Source organism: Seonamhaeicola algicola (genome assembly GCF_007997385.1).
GTDB classification, from domain to species: Bacteria; Bacteroidota; Bacteroidia; order Flavobacteriales; family Flavobacteriaceae; genus Seonamhaeicola; species Seonamhaeicola algicola.
On the sequence record NZ_VOSC01000005.1, the window covers coordinates 141,223 to 164,290 of the forward strand.

Annotated in this window: 13 protein-coding genes and 1 tRNA gene; 13 read left to right on the forward strand and 1 reads right to left on the reverse strand. The window is 32.3% G+C overall.

Annotated features, from left to right (window positions below):
* The first annotated feature begins 87 nt into the window (after positions 1–87).
* Both FUA26_RS00650 and FUA26_RS00655 read left to right on the forward strand, forming a co-directional pair.
* A complete protein-coding gene (locus FUA26_RS00650; RefSeq protein ID WP_147130456.1) occupies positions 88–1,731 on the forward strand; it encodes a sodium/sugar symporter in 1,644 nt (547 codons plus the stop codon).
* Positions 1,732–1,894: 163 nt separating this feature from the next.
* A tRNA-Arg gene (locus FUA26_RS00655) sits at positions 1,895–1,968 on the forward strand.
* A gap of 77 nt (positions 1,969–2,045) precedes the next feature.
* Here FUA26_RS00655 and FUA26_RS00660 read toward each other — a convergent pair.
* Positions 2,046–2,906 carry an AraC family transcriptional regulator gene (locus tag FUA26_RS00660; protein ID WP_147130458.1) on the reverse strand — a complete coding sequence of 287 codons (861 nt, stop codon included), beginning with the start codon at positions 2,904–2,906 and terminating at the stop codon, positions 2,046–2,048.
* Between the two features lie 218 nt (positions 2,907–3,124).
* Here FUA26_RS00660 and FUA26_RS00665 point away from each other — a divergent pair, with 218 nt between their 5' ends.
* The 11 genes from FUA26_RS00665 (at position 3,125) to FUA26_RS00715 (ending at position 22,925) form a co-directional block, all read left to right on the forward strand.
* Complete coding sequence (locus FUA26_RS00665; protein WP_147130460.1) at positions 3,125–6,202, forward strand: SusC/RagA family TonB-linked outer membrane protein; 3,078 nt, start codon at positions 3,125–3,127, stop codon at positions 6,200–6,202.
* 9 nt (positions 6,203–6,211) lie between these two features.
* The gene (locus FUA26_RS00670; RefSeq protein ID WP_246109041.1) at positions 6,212–7,747 is read left to right on the forward strand and encodes a RagB/SusD family nutrient uptake outer membrane protein; all 1,536 of its coding nucleotides are present in this window, start codon (positions 6,212–6,214) and stop codon (positions 7,745–7,747) included.
* An 11-nt stretch (positions 7,748–7,758) separates the two neighbouring features.
* The gene (locus tag FUA26_RS00675; RefSeq protein ID WP_147130462.1) at positions 7,759–9,459 is read left to right on the forward strand and encodes a hypothetical protein; all 1,701 of its coding nucleotides are present in this window, start codon (positions 7,759–7,761) and stop codon (positions 9,457–9,459) included.
* Between the two features lie 55 nt (positions 9,460–9,514).
* On the forward strand, positions 9,515–11,050 hold the full coding sequence (locus FUA26_RS00680; protein WP_147130464.1) for a hypothetical protein: 1,536 nt from the start codon (positions 9,515–9,517) through the stop codon (positions 11,048–11,050).
* Complete coding sequence (locus tag FUA26_RS00685; protein WP_246109042.1) at positions 11,050–12,147, forward strand: glycoside hydrolase family 130 protein; 1,098 nt, start codon at positions 11,050–11,052, stop codon at positions 12,145–12,147. The genes FUA26_RS00680 and FUA26_RS00685 overlap by 1 nt, the downstream gene beginning before the upstream one ends.
* The gene (locus tag FUA26_RS00690) at positions 12,144–13,715 is read left to right on the forward strand and encodes a hypothetical protein (RefSeq protein WP_147130465.1); all 1,572 of its coding nucleotides are present in this window, start codon (positions 12,144–12,146) and stop codon (positions 13,713–13,715) included. The genes FUA26_RS00685 and FUA26_RS00690 overlap by 4 nt, the downstream gene beginning before the upstream one ends.
* Before the next feature lie 13 nt (positions 13,716–13,728).
* Positions 13,729–15,324 carry a sodium:solute symporter gene (locus tag FUA26_RS00695; RefSeq protein WP_147130467.1) on the forward strand — a complete coding sequence of 532 codons (1,596 nt, stop codon included), beginning with the start codon at positions 13,729–13,731 and terminating at the stop codon, positions 15,322–15,324.
* Positions 15,325–15,332: 8 nt separating this feature from the next.
* Positions 15,333–16,169, forward strand: coding sequence for a sialate O-acetylesterase (locus FUA26_RS00700; protein ID WP_147130469.1), 837 nt, complete (start codon positions 15,333–15,335; stop codon positions 16,167–16,169).
* Between the two features lie 206 nt (positions 16,170–16,375).
* Positions 16,376–18,991 (forward strand): glycoside hydrolase family 2 protein, encoded by a 2,616-nt coding sequence (locus FUA26_RS00705; RefSeq protein WP_147130471.1) that lies wholly within the window; start codon positions 16,376–16,378, stop codon positions 18,989–18,991.
* Entirely contained in the window at positions 18,969–19,943 is a 975-nt protein-coding gene (locus tag FUA26_RS00710; protein ID WP_147130472.1) for a type I phosphomannose isomerase catalytic subunit, read from the forward strand. The genes FUA26_RS00705 and FUA26_RS00710 overlap by 23 nt, the downstream gene beginning before the upstream one ends.
* A 282-nt stretch (positions 19,944–20,225) precedes the next feature.
* Positions 20,226–22,925, forward strand: coding sequence for a S9 family peptidase (locus FUA26_RS00715; protein WP_147130474.1), 2,700 nt, complete (start codon positions 20,226–20,228; stop codon positions 22,923–22,925).
* Positions 22,926–23,068: the final 143 nt, after the last annotated feature.

A 23,068-nucleotide genomic window follows, 5' to 3' on the forward strand; every position in this document is an offset into this window, starting at 1 on the left:
GGTTTTTTTCTTTTTAATGAAGCTATTTTTAAAATTTAATTTTTATATTTGAGTTCTATTTTTCACTAACTAAACTAATATTATACAATGACAGCAGGATTTGATACGTGGGACTATATTGTCTTTATTGCTTATGCCATATTAATTTTGGGTGTAGGTTTATGGGTGTCTAGAGATAAAGACGGACACCAAAAAAACGCCGAAGATTACTTTTTGGCAAGTAAATCTTTACCATGGTGGGCTATTGGTACATCATTAATAGCCGCAAACATTTCAGCAGAACAATTTATAGGAATGTCTGGTTCTGGGTTTGCACTTGGTTTAGCTATTGCCTCATATGAGTGGATGGCAGCATTAACCTTAATTATTGTTGGTAAGTACTTTTTACCAATTTTTATAGAAAAAGGCCTTTACACTATACCAGAATTTGTTGAAAAACGTTTCTCAACAAACTTAAAAACCATATTAGCTGTTTTTTGGTTAGCATTATATGTGTTTGTTAATTTGGCATCAGTACTTTACCTAGGAGGTTTAGCTATTGAAACCATTATGGGTGTAGATATGATGTATGCTATTATAGGTTTAGCCTTATTTGCAGCAGCTTACTCATTATATGGTGGATTATCTGCCGTGGCTTGGACAGATGTAATTCAAGTAGTGTTTTTAGTATTAGGTGGTCTTGTTACCACGTATTTAGCTTTAAACGCTGTATCTGATGGTCAAGGCATATTAGCTGGTTTCTCTCAAGTTATGGACGCAGCGCCAGATAAATTCCATATGATATTAGAAGAAACTAATGATAATTATAATAATCTTCCTGGTATTTGGGTATTAATAGGCGGTTTATGGGTTGCTAATATTTACTATTGGGGTTTCAATCAATATATTATTCAAAGAACTTTAGCGGCTAAATCATTAAAAGAATCTCAAAAAGGTATTCTTTTAGCAGCTGGTTTAAAACTAGTTATTCCATTAATAGTTGTAATTCCAGGTATTGCTGCTTACGTTATGGTAAATGATCCTGAAATTATGGCTAGATTAGGTGATATAGGTCAGTTAAACATGCCTTCAGCAGATAAGGCCGATAAAGCCTATCCTTGGTTATTACAGTTTTTACCAACAGGTCTTAAAGGGGTAGCATTTGCAGCTTTAGCAGCAGCCGTTGTATCTTCTTTAGCGTCTATGCTAAATTCAACATCTACAATATTCACAATGGACATATATAAGGAGTATTTTGATAAAAACGCAAGTGATAAGAAAACAGTAAATGTTGGTAGAATATCTGCTGCAGTAGCTTTAGTTATAGCGGTTATTGTAGCGCCATTATTAGGTGGTATAGATCAAGCTTTTCAGTTTATTCAAGAATACACAGGTTTAGTTAGTCCAGGTATATTAGCGGTATTTTTATTAGGTTTATTCTGGAAGAAAACAACAAATAATGCTGCTATTTGGGGCGCATTATTATCTGTTCCTGTTGCTGGTTTGCTTAAATGGTTACCTGCTAAAGTAGCTGCTTTTGAGTGGTTAACACCATGGATGCATCAAATGGGGCTTGCAACGTTATTATCAATGGTTGTAATTATGATTATTAGCCAAATTGAGAATAAGGGTGAGAATGATGCTAAGGGTATTCATTTTTCTAAAGATTTGTTTAAAACAACACCATTATTTAATGTAGGAGCATTTGTAATAATGTTAATATTAGCATTTTTATATACTAAGTTTTGGTAAAATTTAATATTAAATACACAAAAGCATCATATTTATATGATGCTTTTGTGTATTATAGCCTCTATAAAACCCTATTTTTAAGGTAGTTGAAATAAGGTTAAAAAATATGCAAATTTCTTTTGGTTAGAAAAAGGTTTAATTTTATATTTGCAACCGCTTTAATGGTCGCGTAGCTCAGCTGGATAGAGCATCTGCCTTCTAAGCAGACGGTCACAGGTTCGAATCCTGTCGCGATCACAAAAATCCTCACTTTTTTAAGTGGGGATTTTTTGTTTTATAGAACTTGTTTTTTAAAGTGTATTAAAAATTAAGTGTTACCTTAAAATTTCTTTTTCATAATTATGTTTAAACTCTTTTGGAGACATGTTATGTTTCTTTTTAAAGGCTCTATTAAAATTGGAAAGAGAATTAAATCCGGCCTCGTAGCATACTTCATTAATAGGCATGTTTGTTTCAGTTAAATATTTAGTAACAACACCAAGCCTATAATCCATTAGGTAATTGGTAAAACTTATACCAGTTCTTTTTTTAAAATAATGACTAAATGCAGATTCAGACATATTAACCATTTCGGCCACTTTAGATAATTTAATAGGAATTTTGTAATTGTTTTTTACGTAATTCATAATAAGTGACACTCTTCTGCTTTCTCTTTTTTCATTATAATTAGCACTTTGAGGACTACTAAGTATTTTAACATCATTTGAAGTAGATAGTATATGAAGTATTTCTAAAAAAATTAAAAATGATTTAAAGGTATCATTACCAGTAATTAATTTCATTTTTTTGTAAATAATTTCTTTTGTTGGATTAGAAAATGAAATACCTCTTTTTGATAATTCTAAAAGCTTTTTTATATCTTTTGAAACTGAATAACTCATTATTTTTGAATACAAAAAATGCTCTTGAAACTGTAAAGTTATAACGGCTGCTTTACTAATTACACTATCAGATTTCCATACATGTTTAAGCTCAGGACCAAGAAGTGTTAAGTCTGAGCCTTCAATTTTTTCAGTAGAATCTCCAACAGTTCTACTTCCTTTAAAATCTGTTATAAGGTTTAATTCATACTCATTATGAAAATGTAAAGGATAGTCAAATAATGCATTTTTGTGCTTCAAAACAACAAAAGGGTCATCATTTTTTATAGGTGTAATTTCTCTTATAGATCTCATAAATAAATACAATTTTTGTATTCAGATTTTAGGGTAAAATTAATAATTTAAAAAAATATTTCCCTTAAATTAATGATATGATAATGTTTTTTGTTTGAAAATTCAGAATAAATAATTGTAAAGTTCAAAAAATGCAAAGTATTGAGCATTAAATAATCATTCTAAAGTTTATTTCTTCTCTAATTTTGACCAACAATTAAATTTTAAAACTAAACTAAATGAATAAAAGAAATAGAATTAAGTTTCTTGCTAGCGTCATGTTTATTTTAGGATTAACCACCTTAAATGCTCAGATTAAAGTTAGCGGTATTGTTACTGATGAAGGAGGCGTTCCTTTACCAGGAGCAAATGTTATAGAACAAGGTACTACTAATGGTACTACTACAGATTTTGATGGCAGGTTTGCTTTAACGGTAAATGGTAAAACATCAAAATTAGAGTTAACCTATATTGGTTATTTACCTCAATTAATAGCTGTTGAAAACAATACTAATTTTAATATTGTTTTAAAAGAAGATATAGCATCATTAGATGAAGTTGTTGTTGTTGGATACGGATCAGTTAAAAAAAGTGATCTAACCGGATCTGTTGCTTCAGTAGATATGGATGATATTCCTGCTAGACCAGCAAATTCTGTTGATGGTTTGCTGCAAGGGCAAGTTGCAGGAGTTCAAGTTACTTCTGCCTCCGATGATCCTGGAGCAGGAGCTGTTATTAGAATTAGAGGAGGTAGTTCATTAAGAGGTGGTAATGACCCCTTAGTGGTTGTAGATGGTTTTCCAATAGGAACTGCTGGAGATTTAAAACAGATTTCTCCACAAGATATAGCCTCTATGGAAGTACTAAAAGATGCTTCGGCTTCGGCAATTTATGGTTCTAGGGGCGCTAATGGTGTTATAATGATTACCACTAAAAAAGGTTCAAGAAATACAACCGAAGTAACAGTTTCTCAGCAAAATACATTTTCAAGTTTTACTTCAGATTTAAACCTTTGGAGAGATCCTGCATTAATGGCAGAATTAAGTAATGAATCTAGAATTAATGGTGGTTTTGTGCCATTGTACATTGGTTCAGAAGATGCAAACGGTGTGTACTATCCTTCTTTAAGTGAATTAAAAAATAACGCATGGCCATATTACACAAAATGGGATGATGTTGTTTTTAGAGATCCTGTTTCAAATAATACAAATTTAGCTGTAAGAAGCCAAACAGATAGAACTCAGTTTAGTTTAAGCGCAACATATTATACTAATGAAGGTGTTTACATTGAAGACGATTACAATAAGCTAAACCTTAATTTAAATGTAACTCATAAATTGTTTGAGGATAAGGTAACAGTAGGTGCAAATGTAATTTACTCTAAAGGAAAGCAAAACAATAATGGAGATTTAGCATACTGGAGAAACCCAATTTTTCCAGTTTATGAAGACAATGATCCTACAAAAGATTATTTCTTAGTGGGCGTTCAAGATTTTTCTCACCCAATAGCCTTAACAGAAAATAGAAGTAATGAAACTAGATTTTTAGACTTAATAAGTTCAGCATATGTAGATGTGCAATTATTACCTTCATTAAAGTTTAAAACACAGTTAAATTATAAATACGGCCGTTCAATTAATGAGTTTTACAACCCTAAAATTTACACTTTAGATGGTACATTTAACAATGGTTCTGGAGGTATAAGTAATTGGGATAGTCATGAAACCGTGGCTGAGTCTTTCTTAACGTTTGATAAGTTGTTTAATGAAAAACATAAGGTAACCGCAATGGGTGGTGTTTCTTATCAATATTATCAGGCAAACACTTCTAATTTGAGAGCTTTTGACTTCTTAAACGAATCTTTAGGAAGCGGTAACCTAGCTTCTGGTAATCCAGAACAACAGTCTGTTTCAAATTCATTAACTGAAACCGTATTGTATTCGGGGCTTGGGCGTTTTAATTATACTTATGATGATAAGTACCTGGTAACATTTACCATGCGAGCAGATGGGTCTTCAAAATTTGGTGCTAATAACCAATGGGCATATTTCCCTTCTGGAGCTTTAGGTTGGAAATTACATAATGAGAAATTTATTGAAAACTTAAATGTATTTGATCAATTAAAATTAAGAGCAAGTTTAGGTATTTCAGGTAACCAAGGTATTTCACCATATTTAATAAATAGCAGATATGGTCAAGATCAATATTATGTTAATGGTAGATGGCAAACAACAATTGGTCCGGGTTATGCAGTGGGTCAAGACAGTCAAACAGGAAAATTTATTTGGGGTGGTATACCAAACCCAGATTTAAAATGGGAAACAACAAGGCAATTTAATATTGGAGCAGACTTCTCGTTTTTTAAACGTCGTTTAAATGTAACACTAGATTATTATAACAAATATACAGATGACCTATTGCGTGAGCGGTTAATTTCACCTTCGTCATCATATGACAGAATGTGGGTTAATGATGGTGAAATTGAAAATAGAGGTATTGAAATTACTTTAGATGGAAAACTTATTAATAATGACGATTGGGGTGTAAACGGAACCTTTATTTTCTCTAAAAATGAAAATGAAGTAGTTAGCCTAGGTAATGCATTATCATCTGGTTTAAACACTGATGCTTTAACAGGAATGCAGTACGAATTCTCAGGCAGCACAGTTGAAGCGTTTAGAGCGGTGCCAAATATTTTGGCTGTAGGACAACCTATTAATGTGTTTTATGGATATAAGGTAAATGGCATTGTGCAATCAGAAGCAGATGGATTGGCTTCTGGTTTAACCGGAGATTTAGCGCATCCAGGTGAATTTAAATATGTAGACCTAAATGAAGATGGTGTTATAGATGAAGGAGATAGAACAATAATTGGTGATCCTAATCCAGATTTTTCTGCAAGTTTAAATCTACAATTTAGATATAAGAAATTTGATGCTTCACTATTCTTTAACGGAACTTTTGGACAAGATATTTTCAATACAAAACGATTTAGTGAACCAAATAATATACCATTAAGATGGACACAAGATAATTTAACCAATAATTATCCAAGTTTACGAGATGGCCGTAACCTTCTAATGTCAGATTGGTTTATAGAAAAAGGAAGCTTTGTAAGGCTTCAAAACCTTACAATTGGTTACAATTTAGATCTTCCAAACCTATTTAAAAGGGGTAGAATATTTGTTAACGGAACGAACTTATTTACAATAACTGATTTTGAAGGTTATGACCCAGAAATTGGCGAAAATGGTATATACTGGGGTGGTTACCCAAGGTTGAGAAACTGGACATTAGGTGTAGAATTTACATTTTAATTTTTGGTTATGACTAAACAAGCATTTATAACAATAAACGAATTGAAAAAAATGAATTTTAGAAATATAATATTAGGGTTAACTTTAGCAATAGGCTTAGCGTCTTGTGAGAGTTTAGATGTAGAGCCAGAAGGCTTTTACTCCGATGAGAACTTCTATAAAAGTATAGAAGATGCTGAAGCTTCTATACTTTATGCATATGATGCACTAACACTGGTAAGTTATGCTCCAATTACTTTTTATTTAACAGAACTTGCCTCAGATAATTGTATTGTAAAACCAGATGAAGGAGCAGATGCACAACAATTTGTAAACTGGGAAGTAAGTTCACAAAATGATTTGTTGTTGCAATTCTACAGATCAGCTTACATTGCAATAAATAGAGCCAATGCCGTAATTGAAAATGTAGAAGGAAGAGGCTTTAATGAAGCCGATGAAAAACGCCTTTTAGGTGAAGCCTTATTTTTAAGAGCTTATAATCACTTTAATGTTGTTAAAGCATTTGGGTTAGCACCACTACAAAGATCTTTAATTGATAGGTTAGATGAAACAACAGCTGTGTTACCTGCCAATATGGAAGAAGTTTACAATTTTCTAATTGAAGATTTAACAACAGCAATAGATTATTTAGAAGTAAACCGTGTAGCTGGAAGAGCAGACAAAGTTGCAGCCCAAGCGCTATTAGCAAAGGTGTATTTATTTGCAGCTTCTGCTAAAGAAAGTGGCGTGCCAAATTATAATGCCATTTCAGAGAGTGTAGATAATTTATATGCTAAAGCAGCCGAATACTCAGGAGCTGTATTAAATAATCAAGTTGAATATTACCACGATACTAACTTGCAGAATATTTATGATGTAAATGCTCCTAACGGACCAGAGCACATATTCATTTTATCAATGGATAGATCGGGAACAAAAGAGGGCGATTATTCAAAACTTTCAAAATATTTTATTCCCTGGATTGGAGGAGCTACCGTTTATCTTAGAAATACCGATGATTCTTTTTCCGCAACGCACGATGGTTGGGGCGTATTCCAAACTACTGATGATTTATATACATCTTACGAAGTGGATGATAAGCGTAGAAATGAACTTCTAGTTTCTGAAGTCTATGATGAAAACGGAACATCTTTAGGAACTATTGGAGATGGTACGGTACAATACCCTTTCACAAGAAAGTTTATAGATCCAGAGTTTGAAGGAGACAAAACAAGTACTAGACCTTATTTAATTAGATATTCTGATATACAACTTGTATATGCAGAAGCAACAGCTAATAACGAAGGTTTAGAACACTATAATATGATACGCCGTAGAGCAGGGGTTAGTGAATTATCAAGCATAACAGATGTAAATCAATTTAGAAATTTAGTAGTTGAAGAGCGTCAACGAGAATTAGCCTTTGAAGGTGACCGTTTGTGGGATTTAAGACGTAAAAATATGGTGCAATCTCAAGTATTTCAAGCCGCAGGTTTATCACCAAATGCAGTGTCTTTTTATCCAATTCCGCAACGTGAAATTGATTTAAATCCAAACATCAACTAAAAATAAGCACAATGAAAAAGTTATATCAAATAAGTTTAATTGTACTGTCACTATTCATGGTAGCATGTACCGATAATCCTCTAGAAACAATTGAAGGAACTGGCTGGCAAAAAGAGCGAAATATCATTTCAATTTTAGTTGAAGGACAAATAGGAACAGCCGTTATTGAAAGAGATTTTGATGATGCTAAAATTAAAATATTTGCAAAAGAAGAAAACATAGCAGATATAAGCAAGGTTGAAATTAAAAACATTGAACTTTCTCATGGAGCAACTACAATCAATAAAGCTGGTACTACTCTAGATTTCTCGTCTGGTGCAAGTACTATAGCAATTATGTCTGGTGCAGGTGAAACACTAAACTGGGAAGTATCTCTGTTACCTTTTGTCTCAGATCTGGAAGGAGATTGGTACATTGGTGAAATTGGATTGTATGCAGATATGTGGTCTTGGGAAAGCTGGGGCTGGGAGAAATATGAGAAAATAAACAATTATCTGCCAGAACTATCGCCAGAGCTAGACAATATATTAAGTTTTACTGTTGAAGGTGCAGATGAAAACGGTAATCCATTTGGTACTTATGAGCATAAACCAGGAAATGACGGACTTTACGGATCATTTACTGATGCTAACCAAGGATGGAATTTCAATGAAAGGTTTAGAAAAATACCAACAGGGTCAGGTACTTGGTTAAGAGATTTTGAACGTAATAAAGTAATTATTACAGATGAAAATAGAAGAGTATATGAACTAGATTTAGAGGTGTTTGTTGATACTAAAGAAGTATCAATTAAAGCAGAAGTACTTTACCAATCAGAACTTTTTAATTGGGATGAGCAAGCATGGGCTTATGAAGAGTTAGCACATATGTCTAAATCTATGTGGTATAGATTAACAAGAGAATATGTGCCGCAAGCAGGTAATGATATTAGATCATTAACGGTTGCTAATCAAGTAGGAGATGCAACAATAGATGCAGGTAACAAAACTGTTACAGTTGTAATAGAAGATAATGGGACTGATATTTCGGCAATTGAAATTACTGGTTTAGATGTCTCATTCGCAGCATCTTCTAATAAAACAGTTGGTCAAATCTTAGACTTCTCAGGAGATTACAGTACAGAAATAACCGTAACCTCAGAAGCTGGGGAAGCCGTAGTATGGACAATCAATCTAGAACTAGACATAGATGTAAGCGATGTTTCATTAGCAGGAACATGGTCTATTGATGATATTGGTGTTTACGCCGATTTATTTACCTGGGAAAGCTGGGGCTGGGAGAAAAATGAATTATTAACAAACTATTTGCCTAACGCATCCACAGAGTTAGATAACACAATAACTTTTGTTGTAATAGGAAAAGATGCTCAAGATAGACCATACGGAACTTATGAAAACAATGCAGGTACTGATGGTGCGTATGGAAATTTTGTGTCTGATGACGCTAGTTGGCCAGAAACAGATTTTAATAGCAGATATAGAAAAGTGCCAACAGGAACTGGTACTTGGATTTTAGATGGAGAAACGGTTACCATCACAGATGGTGGTGGAACCGACTTCGTTTTAACCTTAGAGGTAAAAACAGGTTCTACAATAGCATTATCCGCAGATGTAGAATTTTTATCAGATCAATTTGATTGGGATGTACAAAATTACAGTTATGAAGAAACAGCACACATGTCTAAAAGAATGTGGTATAATTTAAGTAAGTAAAAATAAAACCCCAAAAGCACAACGCAGCTTTGGGGTATTAAATATGTTTTTAAAAATGAAGAATATTAAATTAAAATATATGATTTCCATATTGTTTTCGCTATTTCTGGTTTTAATCAGCTGTGATGATAGTAATCTTAATGATGAAATAAATAAAGCTGTACAAGCAAATAGAGAAATACACATAACCTCAGAAGTTGTTTCCAACAATTTTGTTGGCAATGGTGCACAATGGGGAGGTTATGATTTAGTGCAAACGTGGTTAGGGCAAGAAACTTTAAGTGATGCAGACTGGAATAAGTTGTTTGAAAGAATTGACTTTATGCGTCCTCCTTTTTTAAGAATAATGACTAATTCCGGGTGGTCTTATGACAACAATGGTACCTATGATGAGGTTACCAAAACCAAATCATTATTTAAAATGTTAGATTATGCACAAAGCAGAAATATAGAGATAACTTATGGCGAGTGGGGACACCAATCTGTTGGAGATATTAGTACAATAGACATGGATTGGATTGCAAATTCTGTAAAATTCTTAAATCATTTAGTAAATGAAAAAGGATACACCGTAATAAAAACCATAAATATTATAAACGAACCTAATGGAAGTTGGGCTTCTACCCAAGGCAGTTATGCAATCTACAAAGATGTTCAAATAGCCTACTTAGCTGAAATGGCAAAATATGACTTATCAGGAGTAAAGCTTTTAGGACCAGATATTGCCGTTTTTAATACAGCTAGTCAAACTGAGTGGATTGCCAATACTCACAATGATTTAGGCGATAATGTAGGGCTTTATGATATTCATGTGTATCCAAAGCAGCAGTTAATTCGTAATGGTGAGTTCAGTGATATGTTAAGAGCTTACAAAAAAGTAACTCCAGAAGGAAAACAAATTGTTTTAGGTGAAATAGGCTTTAAATATGATGAGGTTGATGCTGAATTAAAAAGACTTAACGAAGAAGCGATTGCTAATGATCCGTTTGCAGGAGAAGATTCTAATATGATGGTGTACGAGGCTTTTTATGGAATAGATATGGCAGATGCCTTAATTCAAACAATGAGAGAAGGCTTTTCTGGTGCTTTAGTTTGGAATATGGATGATGCTATGTACAACAGTCCGGATAATGGTGATTGGCAAACAACCGCACTAAAGCGTTGGGGATTCTGGAATATTTTAGGAGAAGAACTTACTAGTAATGCAGCAGATGAAAATATACGCCCGTACTTCTATCCGGTGTCTTTGTTAACAAGATACTTTCCAGCTGGCAGCGAAATATACAATGTTAAGCTACCAAACAAAAAGGGTTTAAGAGCCGTTGTAGGCGTTTATAACGGAAAATATACCGTAGCCATTGTTAATTCGCATTATACAACGTATAACATTGTTTTAAAATCTGACGCATTAAATAGTCTAACCGCCAACAAGTACACTTATAAGTCGAATGCAGATGGCTCTTTTGTTGGAGAAGTAGATGGTAATGGATTTGCAGTACCATCAGAAAATAATGTTGTATTAAATTTTCAAGAAGGCGAAGAAATGACGTTACAAGGAGAATCCTTTGTGTTATTTACCAATATGGATTAATGAGTCTTCAATCTAAAATTAACCAAGTAATTAAAAATATAAATAGAATGAATACTATTGAAAAAAATAGTGTAGGTGTAATACGTTTAAAAAAACACGAAAAAAATCCAATTTTTAGTCCAAACCCAGATAACCATTGGGAAAACATAGTAGTATGTAACCCTGGTGTGTGGTATGAAAACGGTAAATTTACAATGCTGTACAGAGCCGCCGGAGATGATGAAGAACATTACATAAGGTTTGGTTTAGCAGAAAGTTCAGATGGAGTGAACTTTGAAAGAATGTCTAATGAACCTATATTTTCACCTAGTGTTGATGGGCCTGATATGGGCGGAGTGGAAGATCCAAGAATTGTAAAATTCGGAGACGAATATTACATAACCTACGCCTACAGGCCCTTTCCTCCAGGGCAGTATTGGAAATTTGCCCACGATGTTATTTTATTACCAGAATCTGGTGAAGACACACCGTTAGTTTATAAAAAAAACATTGCAAATTCAGGGTTAGCAATTACAAAAGATTTTAAAAATTATAAACGTTTAGGAAGAATAACCACGTCTAATTTAGATGATAGAGATGTTATCTTATTTCCGGAAAAAATTAACGGAAAATTTGCAATGCTACATAGACCAAAAGAGTGGATAGGTGAGGCATATGGTACAAATAAACCAGCAATATGGATTCGTTTTTCAGATGACCTAATGGTATGGGAAGAAGAAAGTACATTGTTAATAGCAGGAAGAGAAGGTACTTGGGAAGAAAAGGTTGGAGGTAGTACACCACCTTTAAAAACTAAAGATGGTTGGTTAATAATTTATCATGGTGTTGAAAATGGAGGATTAGGATATTACCGCGCTGGAGCTGCTCTTTTAGATTTAGAAGACCCAACAAAAGTTATTGGCAGATTAGAAGACTGGATTATGGAGCCAGAACATGATTATGAAATTGAAGGGTATTATAAAGGCTGTGTTTTCCCTACAGGTAATATGATTATTGATGACACACTTTATGTATATTATGGAGCAGCCGATAAATATATTGGTCTGGCTACATGTAATATTAATGAATTACTTGACAAATTGAAAAAATCAAAATGATAAAAAAAGGCATTCATTTCCTAGCGTATGGCGCTTTAATAATATTGGGGCTTACTCTAACCTATTGTGTAAATAAAAAACAGAAACAGGTAGATGTAAGCATCACGTTTAGTGAATCTGGAAGATTAGATTTTCCTTTTATTGGTCATGGTGTACAGTGGTCTGCGTATCCGCATGCAGACTCTAACGAGGCAGAATGGGGTTTCTTAATGACCGATGAGAAATGGGAAGAACTGTATAAACGACTAGATTTTGTTAATCCGCATATTATTAGGGTAATGGATGTCTCTACATGGAGATATTATAAGGGGTTAGATGAAAGTGGAAGCCCAATTTTAGATTTTAATACACAAGAGGTAAAAAGCCTTTATAAACTGTTAGATTATTGCCAGAAACGTAACATCCCTGTTTTATTTGGAGAATGGGGAGCTCCAGGTTTATGGAATTTAGATGAATCTATTCCAGAAATTGAAAGAGCAGATGATCCTAGATGGATAAAAATGATTACCAAATATTTAAATCATTTAATAATTGAAAAAGGATATACCTGTATAAAGTATTATAACTTGGTAAATGAACCTAATGGTTATTGGGCATCAACTGATGGTGATTGGGAGCAATGGCAAACTGGCTATAGATTATTGGCAAAAGAACTTGAAACTACTGGGTTAAACAAGTACGTAACACTTTCGGGGCCTGATGCTGTAACCCAGTGGGATCATCCAAAACATCCAAAAAAAGCTCATGATTGGGTGTACTCCACGGTAACCGATCTAGATACTATTACGGGCTTATATGATTTTCATATTTATGCAGATCAAGATTTAATAAGATCGGGCAACTTCATTTCGTACCTACAGCCTTTTACTTCTGAAATCAACAAAACTAAAAAACCAATGGTTTTAGGTGAGTTGGGTATGAAATACAGTGGCGCTTTAAAAGAAGAAAATAAAAAGCGGGGTGAAGCAGATCCATATGCTGGACCAGATGACTCTTCTATGTTTGTATATGATTATTTCTACGGTGTAGATATGGCCGATGCAGCAATACAAAGTATGCTTGCTGAGGTTGGTGGTGCCATTGCTTGGGATTTAGATGATGCCATGCATACCGTTGGAGATTTAGGAGAAAAAAATCAACTGAAAAAGTGGGGCATGTGGAATATTTTAGCTGAAGAGTTTGGTAATTTAGAAGCTGATAAAACGCCAAGACCATGGTCTTATACTTGGGCGTTGTTATGTAATACATTCCCACCAGGTTCCGATATTTTTAAACCTGAGTTTTCAATAAAGAATGATAGTATTAGAGCTGTTGCCTCAATCAAGGAAGATGTGTTTTCTATGGCTTTTGTAAATCAATCTGATGCTTCAAAATTAATTGAAGTTAAATCCGATTTAGGATGGTCTAAGAAAGGACTATTTCTATACGAATACTCAGAGGATAACAGACCTGTAAATGCAAAAGGTTTTCCTGTGGTAACAAGGCGTTTAGATTTTAAACCACAAGGTTTTACCTTAAGCTTAAAAGAAAATAGTGTAGTGTTTATTAGTTCAATAGAACTCAAATGATAAAAAGAAATTTATGGAATATAATTTAGGAATTGTAGATGTAACGGTACTTGTTGTATACTTTATATTCATAGTTTGGTTTGGAATTAAAGCCTCTAAAAAGGGAAGCAATTCAACTAGTGATTATTTTTTAGCAGGAAGAAACATGACTTGGCCAATTATTGGTTTTTCATTATTTGCCGCAAGTATTTCTAGTACAACTTTAATTGGTAAAAGTGGTGATGCGTATTCAACAGGAATAGCTGTGTTCAACTACGATTTAATATCAGTATTGGTTATGGTGTTTTTTGCCATGTTCTTTTTACCGTTTTACATTAAATCGGGTATTTTTACCATTCCAGAATTCTTAGAAAAGCGTTTTGATAAGCGTTCTAGGTATTATTTTTCCTTTATCACCTTAATGGGATCAACATTTCTTGATGCCGCAGGTGCTTTATATGCCGCATCACTGTTAATGAAGCTGGTATTTCCATCAATGTCAATAATGTCTTTATCTATAATTTTCGCATTAATTGTGGCAGCTTATACCATTCCAGGAGGGCTTTCTGCTGCAATAAAAGTAGATTTAATACAGGGTATTTTATTATTAGGAGGTACATTTATCTTAACATTTTTAGCCATGAGTAATGGCGGTTTAGATTACCTTAAGAGTTTGCTTCTTGATGGTGACTATATGATGAAATTAATTAGACCTTTAGATGATGCCTCAGTACCGTGGCTAGGAATGATTGTTGGAATTCCAATTTTAGGGTTTTACTTCTGGGGAAATAACCAAGTTTTAGTACAACGTGTTCTTACTGCAAAATCTATAGACCATGGTAGAAAAGGTATCTTGTTAGTAGGGTTTTTAACGGTGTCTCTTATTTTTATAATTATTTTTCCTGCTGTAATAGGGAAGCATTTATTTCCAGGACTACCAAAAAATGATATGGTATATCCAAAGTTAGTAATAGAACTCATGCCAACAGGTTTGTTGGGCTTAATGTTAGCAGCTATGGTTGCAGCTTTAACCTCTACGCTTAGTGCACTTTTAAATTCTGTTGCTACATTGTTTACTATGGATTTTTATACCAAAATTAAAAAGGATACATCTCAAAAAGAGCAAGTTTATGTTGGTAAAATTGTTTCGGTTATAGTATTGGTTTTAGCTGTATTATGGGTGCCTTTTGTTTCAAAATTCGATTCATTACTAAAATACTATCAAGAAATGCTTACGTATATAGCGCCTCCTGTAGTGGCAGTTTTCTTTTTAGGCGTTTTTTGGAAACGTATAAATAAGCATGGTGCATTCTGGGGACTAATAGGCGGAGCATTTGCTGCTGTAGTTACTGTTGTTGCTAAAGTAGCCTTTAATTACGAACTTTTAGGAGATATTCATTTTTTATTAAAAGTACCATTTTACTTTGTGTTTAGTGCGGCTATAATTATTGTTGTTAGTTTGTTTTCTAAGCCTGATAACAAAACTGAAATTGAAGAATTAATCTGGACTAAAAAGATATATCAAGAAGAATCTAAAGCTTTAGCAGGCGTGCCATTCTACAAAAATTTTAGAATATGGTCCGTTATACTTATTATCTTCTGTTTGTTGGTCTTATATATTTATCAATAGAATTCACAATGAAAAATAAACTAAAAAAAATACTCATTGGTTTTGTATTATTTACAGTATGTAATGTTTTTTGTCAAGACCCTAATTTTCATATTTATCTATGCTTTGGGCAATCTAATATGGAAGGATCTGCTCAAATTGAAGCCCAAGACAGAATAACTAATAGCAGGTTTTTAGCACTTCAATCTCTAGATTGTGATAATTTATTAAGAAAAAAGAATATTTGGTATCCTGCTTTACCACCGTTAAGTCAATGCTATTCGGGGTTATCTCCCGCAGACTATTTTGGAAAAACTATGGTAAAGCATTTGCCAGATAGTATAAAAATAGGAGTAATTAATGTAGCTGTTGGCGGTAGTGATATTAGGTTGTTCGATAAAGATGTTTACCAAAATTATACGCAAACATATCCTGAGGATTGGTTCCAGAAAAAGATTAGAGACTACGGAGGGAATCCTTATCAACATTTTATTGAACTTGCAAAATTAGCTCAAACAAAAGGTGTTATAAAAGGTATCTTATTACATCAAGGGGAAACAAACCAAGATGATGAAAACTGGCCAGAATATGTAAAAAAGGTTTATGAGAATATACTAAACGACTTGTCTTTATCGGCAGAAGAAGTGCCTTTACTTGCAGGAGAGGTAGTTCATGAAGATCAAAAAGGAATATGTGCTAGTATGAACCCTATTATAAATACACTTCCTGAGGTTATTCCATCATCTTATATCATTTCATCTAAAGGGTGCGAGGTAAGAGAAGATAATTTACATTTTAATTCAAAAGGTGTAAGAGAGTTAGGAAAACGCTACGCCCTAAAGATGCTAAACATTAAAGGTTTTTAAAACTATTTATTAAAGTATAGAAACTTTTTGATTAGAGCTTTTAATATTACTATTGTGTGAGGTACTACTATTTGTTTCTTACTGCCAACATATACAACAATAAATACGGAAATGTATTTGTGAAAAGTTTATAGGAAGTTAGTTTTAGTTTTGTTTAAAGAACTGTGCAAAACTTTTTATAGCAGTGCTTTTTTATTATTTAAAATATGAAGACATTATATTTCAAGTTATTATCAATAACTACAATTTTACTTTTTTTCGCTTCATGTAAAACGTACCAAAAATCACAAACTAAGATACATGAAAATTGGTTGTTTAAAGCAGAAAAAGATACTAGTTGGCTAAAAGCAAAAGTACCAGGAACTGTGCATACAGATTTGCTTTCAAATAATATTATTACAAATCCATTTTACAGAACAAATGAGAAACAACTTCAATGGATTGATAAGAACGACTGGGAATACAAAACATTTTTTGAAATAGATAAGGCTACGTTAAAAAAAGAAAAGGTTGAAATAGAGTTTAAAGGTTTAGACACTTACGCAAGTATTTTTTTAAATGATTCCTTAGTCTCTAGAACAGATAATATGTTTGTAGGGCATACCATAAATGCAAAACCATACTTAAAACTAGGTAGTAATAACTTAAAAATAGTTTTTAATTCTCCAATAAAAAAAGGACTTGAAAAACGAGATGTTTTAGGCTACAGACTTCCTAATGCTGTAAATGACCAATCTGAAAACGGTGGCTTAGGAAAAAAACAGGTAGCGGTATTTAGTAGAAAACCAGGATATCATTTTGGGTGGGATTGGGGACCCAGACTAGTAACAAGCGGCATATGGAAAGATGTTAACTTACATGCTTGGAATAAAGCAATAATAAGAGATACCTATATAAAACAAGAAGAAATAGCGCCAGATAAAGCAATATTAAATGCAGAATTAGAGATTGAGGCTATTACTGCACAAGCTACCATAATTAATATTAAAGTAGATAATAATACTGTTGTTAAAAAGGCAATAAATTTAAGTAAAGGATTAAACAGAATTAAAATCCCTTTTACTATTAAAAACCCCAAATTGTGGTGGACAAATGGGTTAGGAACACAAAAATTATATAATGTGGCTGTTGAATTAAAGAAGGGGCGAAAACTAATTTCTTCCGAAGAAAAAAAAATAGGCTTAAAAACTTTAAAAGTTGTTCAAAATAAAGATGAATATGGAGAAAGCTTTTATTTTGAATTAAATGAACAGCCAGTTTTCATGAAAGGTGCTAATTATATTCCTCAAGATGTGTTTTTAACAAGAGTAACTGTTGAAGATTATGAGCAAATTATAAAAGATATGGTAGACGCCAATTACAACATGATTCGTGTTTGGGGCGGAGGCATTTATGAAAAAGATATTTTTTACGATTTATGTGATAAATACGGTATTCTAGTTTGGCAAGATTTTATGTTTGCATGCGCCATGTATCCTGGTGATAAAGCTTTTTTAAATACTGTAAAAGAAGAAGCTATTTACAATGTAAAAAGATTAAGAAATCATACATGCATTGCGCTTTGGTGTGGTAATAATGAAAATTTAACGGCTTGGAAAAATTGGGGATGGATTCCAGAGGTTCTTAACAGTCAAGGTCAGGAGGTTGTAGATAAAATATGGAAAGGTTATAAAAATGTTTTCCATAAAATTCTACCAGATGTAGTTGAAGCATTTGATAATGATACTTTTTACTGGGCGTCATCACCAACATCTGCAAGAGGAGAAGATGCCACATTAACATCAGGAGATTATCATTATTGGGGTGTTTGGGGGCAGCAAGAACCGTTTTCTGCTTTCAATGAATACATTCCGCGTTTTATGTCTGAATATGGATTTCAATCATTTCCTGAGTTTAGTTCAGTAGCAAAGTTTACAACAAAAGAAGATTGGAATATTTATTCTGAAGTAATGAAGTCGCATCAAAGACACCCTATAGGTAATAAAAACATTGAGCATTACATGGAACCTTGGTATAAAAAACCAAAGGATTTTGAGTCATTTTTATATGTAAGTCAGTTATTACAAGCAAAAGGCATGCAAATAGCTATAGAAGCACATAGAAGAAATATGCCTTATTGCATGGGGTCTTTGTATTGGCAAATAAACGATTGTTGGCCAGTGGCCTCATGGTCTACAATAGACTATTACGGCAACTGGAAAGCAGCTCATTACAAGGTAAAAGATTTATACAAGCCCATTAAAGTAATGTTTTATGAGAATGAAAAAAAATTAGAAGTTCATATTGTTTCAGATAAATTAAAAGATGAAAAAGCACATCTTAAATTAAGTATTTTAGATTTTGAAGGGAAAGTTATTAAAACATTTACTGAGGCTATAACCATTAAGGCAAATACAAGTGCTATTTATTTTAGTAAAAACATTAGCGCGTTAATTTCTGAAGAAGAAAAAAATAAAACGGTTGTAGTTGCTGAATTAATAGGAAGTTATAATAAAGCTTTTGATGAGAGTATTCATTATTTTACTACACCTAAAGACTTAGAATTAGCAAAAGCTAAGATTGATTTTACAATTTTAAAAGTTGAAAACAATAATATTACAATTGAAGTTAAAACTAATACCCTAGCTAAAAGTGTGCGTTTAACTACAGATGTATCGGGGCGATTTTCAAATAATTATTTTGATATCATTCCAAATAAAGCTTATCACATCAATTTCAATTCTGATAAAAAAATTGATGCTGAAAAATTTAAAAGTAGTTTAAAAATAATATCATTAATTAATACCTACAAAAACTCAAATGAAGCAATTATATCCAATTAAATTTGAACCCATTTTAAAAGAAAGAATTTGGGGAGGAACTAAATTAACATCAACTTTTAAAAAGAATTCAGATAAAACCAATATAGGTGAAAGTTGGGAGATTTCAGGTGTTGAGGGAGACGTTTCAATAGTGGCAAACGGGCCATTAAAGGGGCAAACATTAAAAACACTTCTGCAAACTTATAAAGGCAGTTTTGTTGGAAATAAAGTTTATGAAACTTTTAAAGATAATTTTCCTGTTTTAATAAAATTTATTGATGCTAAAACCCCGCTTTCTATTCAGGTGCATCCTAGTAATGAAATTGCCAAAAAACGTCATAATTCATTCGGTAAGAATGAAATGTGGTATATAATGGATTGTGATGAAGACGCTGAATTAATTGTTGGTTTTAAAGAAAAAATAGATACAAATGAATACATTTTAGCATTACAACAGGGAAACATTTTAGATGTTCTTAATACAGAAAAAATTGAAACGGGAGATGTGTTTTATATACCTACAGGAAGAGTTCATGCCATAGGTGCTGGTACAGTTTTAGCAGAAATACAACAAACATCAGATATTACATATAGAATTTATGATTATGAACGTGTAGATAAAAAAACAGGAAAACAAAGAGAGTTACACACCGAATTAGCAGTAAACGCTATTGATTTTAATACATACAATAATTATAAAACAAATTATGATACCATTAAAAATAAACCCGCAAAATTAGTTCATTCACCTTACTTTAAAACTAATATAATTGAATTAACCAATGAGTTAAAGTTAGATTATAATATTTTAGATTCATTTGTGATTTTTATTTGTGTTGAAGGTAATTTTAGTTTAAATTATAATGAAGATGAATTTAACATTAATAAAGGTGAAACAGTTTTACTACCTGCAAGTATATCTCAAGTTACTTTAAAAGGAAAAAATGCCAAAATTTTAGAGGTTTATTTATAGTCAAGATTTTTTAAGAAAAAAATAAGCTAAAAATCCTCACTTTTTTAAGTGGGGATTTTTTGTTTCACCCAAGTTTTCACTATTCAACTATTTCATAAAATTATAATACGTTAGTTATTAAAGCTACAAAAACCATATTTATCAATAATTAAAATAAATTTCATAGTAAAATTATTATATCCACAAAACCACTAACAGTCTCTATAATTAGCTAACTAATTTGTAATTTTATCAATTACAAAAATCAATTATATCTGTCAACATAATTACACTTTTTAAAAAATGCGTATTAAATACTTTTATCTAGTTATTATTTTAATTACTTCTGTTAAATTTAGTTATAGCCAAAACACTAAAGAAGCATCACCTTGGACGCCCGAAGATATTATAAACACTGAATATATGAGATCTGTTTCCATAGCACCCAATAATACTATGGTTGTATGGACCAAACAAAAAGGGGTTAAGGATAAAGACCGTTTTATATCTGATATTTATTTAACAAGATTAGATTTAAAAGATGAAGCTAATTTTAAAACCATTCAACTAACCAATGGTAAAGACAATGATTACAGTCCAATTTTTTCAAAAGATGGTGAGTATATTTATTTTTTATCATCTAGAGATAAAGGCAAAAAGTTATGGAAATTAAGTATTTATGGAGGAGAAGCACAAGAAGTAAAAGAATTTAAAAACGGAATTTCTAATTTACAATGGAAAGATGAAGAAACACTATTGTTTCAATCTAATGACGGTAAAACATTATATGAAATTACTAATGAAAAAAATAAAGATAACGTAGTAATTGTTGAAGATACTTTACACTGGAAACCCAACCACGTGTATGCCTATAATATTAAACATAAAACAATAAAAAAACTTACTAACAATACCAATCCATTAACAAGTTATAAAATATCTAAAGACGGAAAATGGTTAATTTACGGTATGCAGCGTAATATTGCCTATGCTTCTGATGCGCAAAAAGATCCTTATCAGTATTTAAAAAACCTTGAAACAGGCAAGGTTGAAAAAATACTTTCAAATTTTGAATACCCAACCTACGGGTTTCAATTTACAAATAATTCAAAAGGCTTTTATTTTTCTTCGGCATATGGTTCTAACCCAAAATACAACGGGGCCGGAATTAATGAGCTATATTATTTTAATTTAGAAACCATGACGCATACTAAAGTAAATTTAAATTGGAACTTAGGGCATGCAGGAGGTTATTATGTTGTTGGAAATGATGTTATAATTTCTTTGGCAAACAAAGCAACAAGACGTTTAGCATACTATAAAAAGAATGGTGATTCTTGGACAAAGAAAAAAATTGATTTAAAAGAAAAAAATGATCATGTAGCAATAAGTGCTATTTCTAATGATGGTAGTAAAATAGCTTACACATATTCAACAGCCTCAAAGTTACCAAGTTTTCTTATTTCAGACTTAAAAGAACATAAATTTTTAAATGAAGCAGAATTAGTTAAGTTGAATGAAAATTTACTAAAAAAACACATTACTAAAAGCGAAGTTATGGTTTGGAAAGGCTATGACAATGAGGAAGTTACAGGCATTTTATACTACCCTAAAAATTATGTTGAAGGTAAAAAATACCCGTTAATGCTTTCTATTCACGGCGGGCCAGCAAGTCAAGATTTAGATATGTGGTCTGAACGTTGGAGTACTTACCCAAATTTGTTAGCTCAAAAAGGTATGTTTATTTTAAAACCTAATTATCATGGCTCTTCTAACCATGGATTATCGTATGTAGAAAGCATAAAAGAAAACTATTATGTGCCCGAGTTAGAAGATATTATAAAAGGTATTGAGGTATTACACAATGAAGGTAAAATAGATAAAACTAAAATGGGTACAATGGGCTGGTCTAACGGCGCAATAATTAGTACTATGTTAACAGTAAAATATCCTGATATGTTTAAGGTAGCCGCTCCTGGAGCAGGTGATGTTAACTGGACATCAGATTATGGTACGTGTAGGTTTGGTGTAAGTTTTGATCAGCATTACTTTGGTGGTGCACCCTGGGATGATGTTAATGGTAAAACCTACAATGAAAACTACATACTTAAATCACCATTATTTGAAATTGAAAAAATTAAAACACCTACCATAATATTTCACGGAAGTGCAGATAGAGCAGTGCCTAGAGATCAAGGTTGGGAGTATTACAGAGGCTTACAACAAGTTGGTAAAGCGCCTGTGCGTTTTCTTTGGTTTCCTGATCAGCCTCACGGATTGGGAAAAATTACGCATCAGTTACGTAAAATGAAAGAAGAAATTACTTGGATAGAAACCTATTTACTTAACAAACCTACAACCAGAAATGAAGCATTTAAAAAAGAAAGTCCTTTAGGTAATATTTTAAAACTTCAATCTGTAAAATCCGTAAATGGTTTGTATGGCGAATTAAATAATAACAAGTTAATTCCTGAAACGGTTAGCATACAAAAAGATTCAACTTCCATTGGTCGTTTTGAAGTAACAAACGCACAGTTAAAAGCGTTTAAACAAAATTATACTTATGCAGTTGGTCACGAAAATTATCCAGCGGTTGTAGATTTAGAAACCGCTAAAAATTACATTAATTGGTTAAATAAGTTAACCGGAAATGTTTACAGGTTACCTAACAAAAAAGAAGCAAAAGCATTGCATAAATCTGCTAGAAAAGTTGCATCAAAAGAAAACATAGTAAACTATTGGGCAGGTTATCAGTTAACACCAAGCGATTTTGAAAAATTACAATTAAAATTGAACGATGTAAAAACATCGCTTTTAAAACCTGTAGGAAGCTTTAAAGCTGTTAAAATAGGTAATGCTGAAATTTATGATTTAGGTGGTAATGTAGCAGAGTTTTATAATGATGGTATTTACGGCTACAGTGCTTATGATTATTATGATGTTTATAATGATGAAAATTTATTAAAAAGTGATTACACAGGCATTAGGTTAATAAAAGAATAATTAAAAAAACTAAATTCAGTATTCATAAATAATTTATAAGATTATAAAAAATCTCCACCTTAAAGCGTGGAGATTTTTTTTGCATGTACAATTTCAAATTAGTTTAAAAAGCTGCTATTTCTAACATTATTCACAACGTTTTA

Coding starts and splice junctions, on each gene's coding strand:
- FUA26_RS00670 (WP_246109041.1), top strand. CDS start 6,212: ATGACTAAACAAGCATTTATAACAATAAACGAATTGAAAAAAATGAAT.
- FUA26_RS00685 (WP_246109042.1), top strand. CDS start 11,050: ATGAGTCTTCAATCTAAAATTAACCAAGTAATTAAAAATATAAATAGA.
- FUA26_RS00665 (WP_147130460.1), top strand. CDS start 3,125: ATGAATAAAAGAAATAGAATTAAGTTTCTTGCTAGCGTCATGTTTATT.
- FUA26_RS00650 (WP_147130456.1), top strand. CDS start 88: ATGACAGCAGGATTTGATACGTGGGACTATATTGTCTTTATTGCTTAT.
- FUA26_RS00660 (WP_147130458.1), bottom strand. CDS start 2,906: ATGAGATCTATAAGAGAAATTACACCTATAAAAAATGATGACCCTTTT.
- FUA26_RS00715 (WP_147130474.1), top strand. CDS start 20,226: ATGCGTATTAAATACTTTTATCTAGTTATTATTTTAATTACTTCTGTT.
- FUA26_RS00680 (WP_147130464.1), top strand. CDS start 9,515: ATGAAGAATATTAAATTAAAATATATGATTTCCATATTGTTTTCGCTA.
- FUA26_RS00675 (WP_147130462.1), top strand. CDS start 7,759: ATGAAAAAGTTATATCAAATAAGTTTAATTGTACTGTCACTATTCATG.
- FUA26_RS00690 (WP_147130465.1), top strand. CDS start 12,144: ATGATAAAAAAAGGCATTCATTTCCTAGCGTATGGCGCTTTAATAATA.
- FUA26_RS00710 (WP_147130472.1), top strand. CDS start 18,969: ATGAAGCAATTATATCCAATTAAATTTGAACCCATTTTAAAAGAAAGA.
- FUA26_RS00695 (WP_147130467.1), top strand. CDS start 13,729: ATGGAATATAATTTAGGAATTGTAGATGTAACGGTACTTGTTGTATAC.
- FUA26_RS00705 (WP_147130471.1), top strand. CDS start 16,376: ATGAAGACATTATATTTCAAGTTATTATCAATAACTACAATTTTACTT.
- FUA26_RS00700 (WP_147130469.1), top strand. CDS start 15,333: ATGAAAAATAAACTAAAAAAAATACTCATTGGTTTTGTATTATTTACA.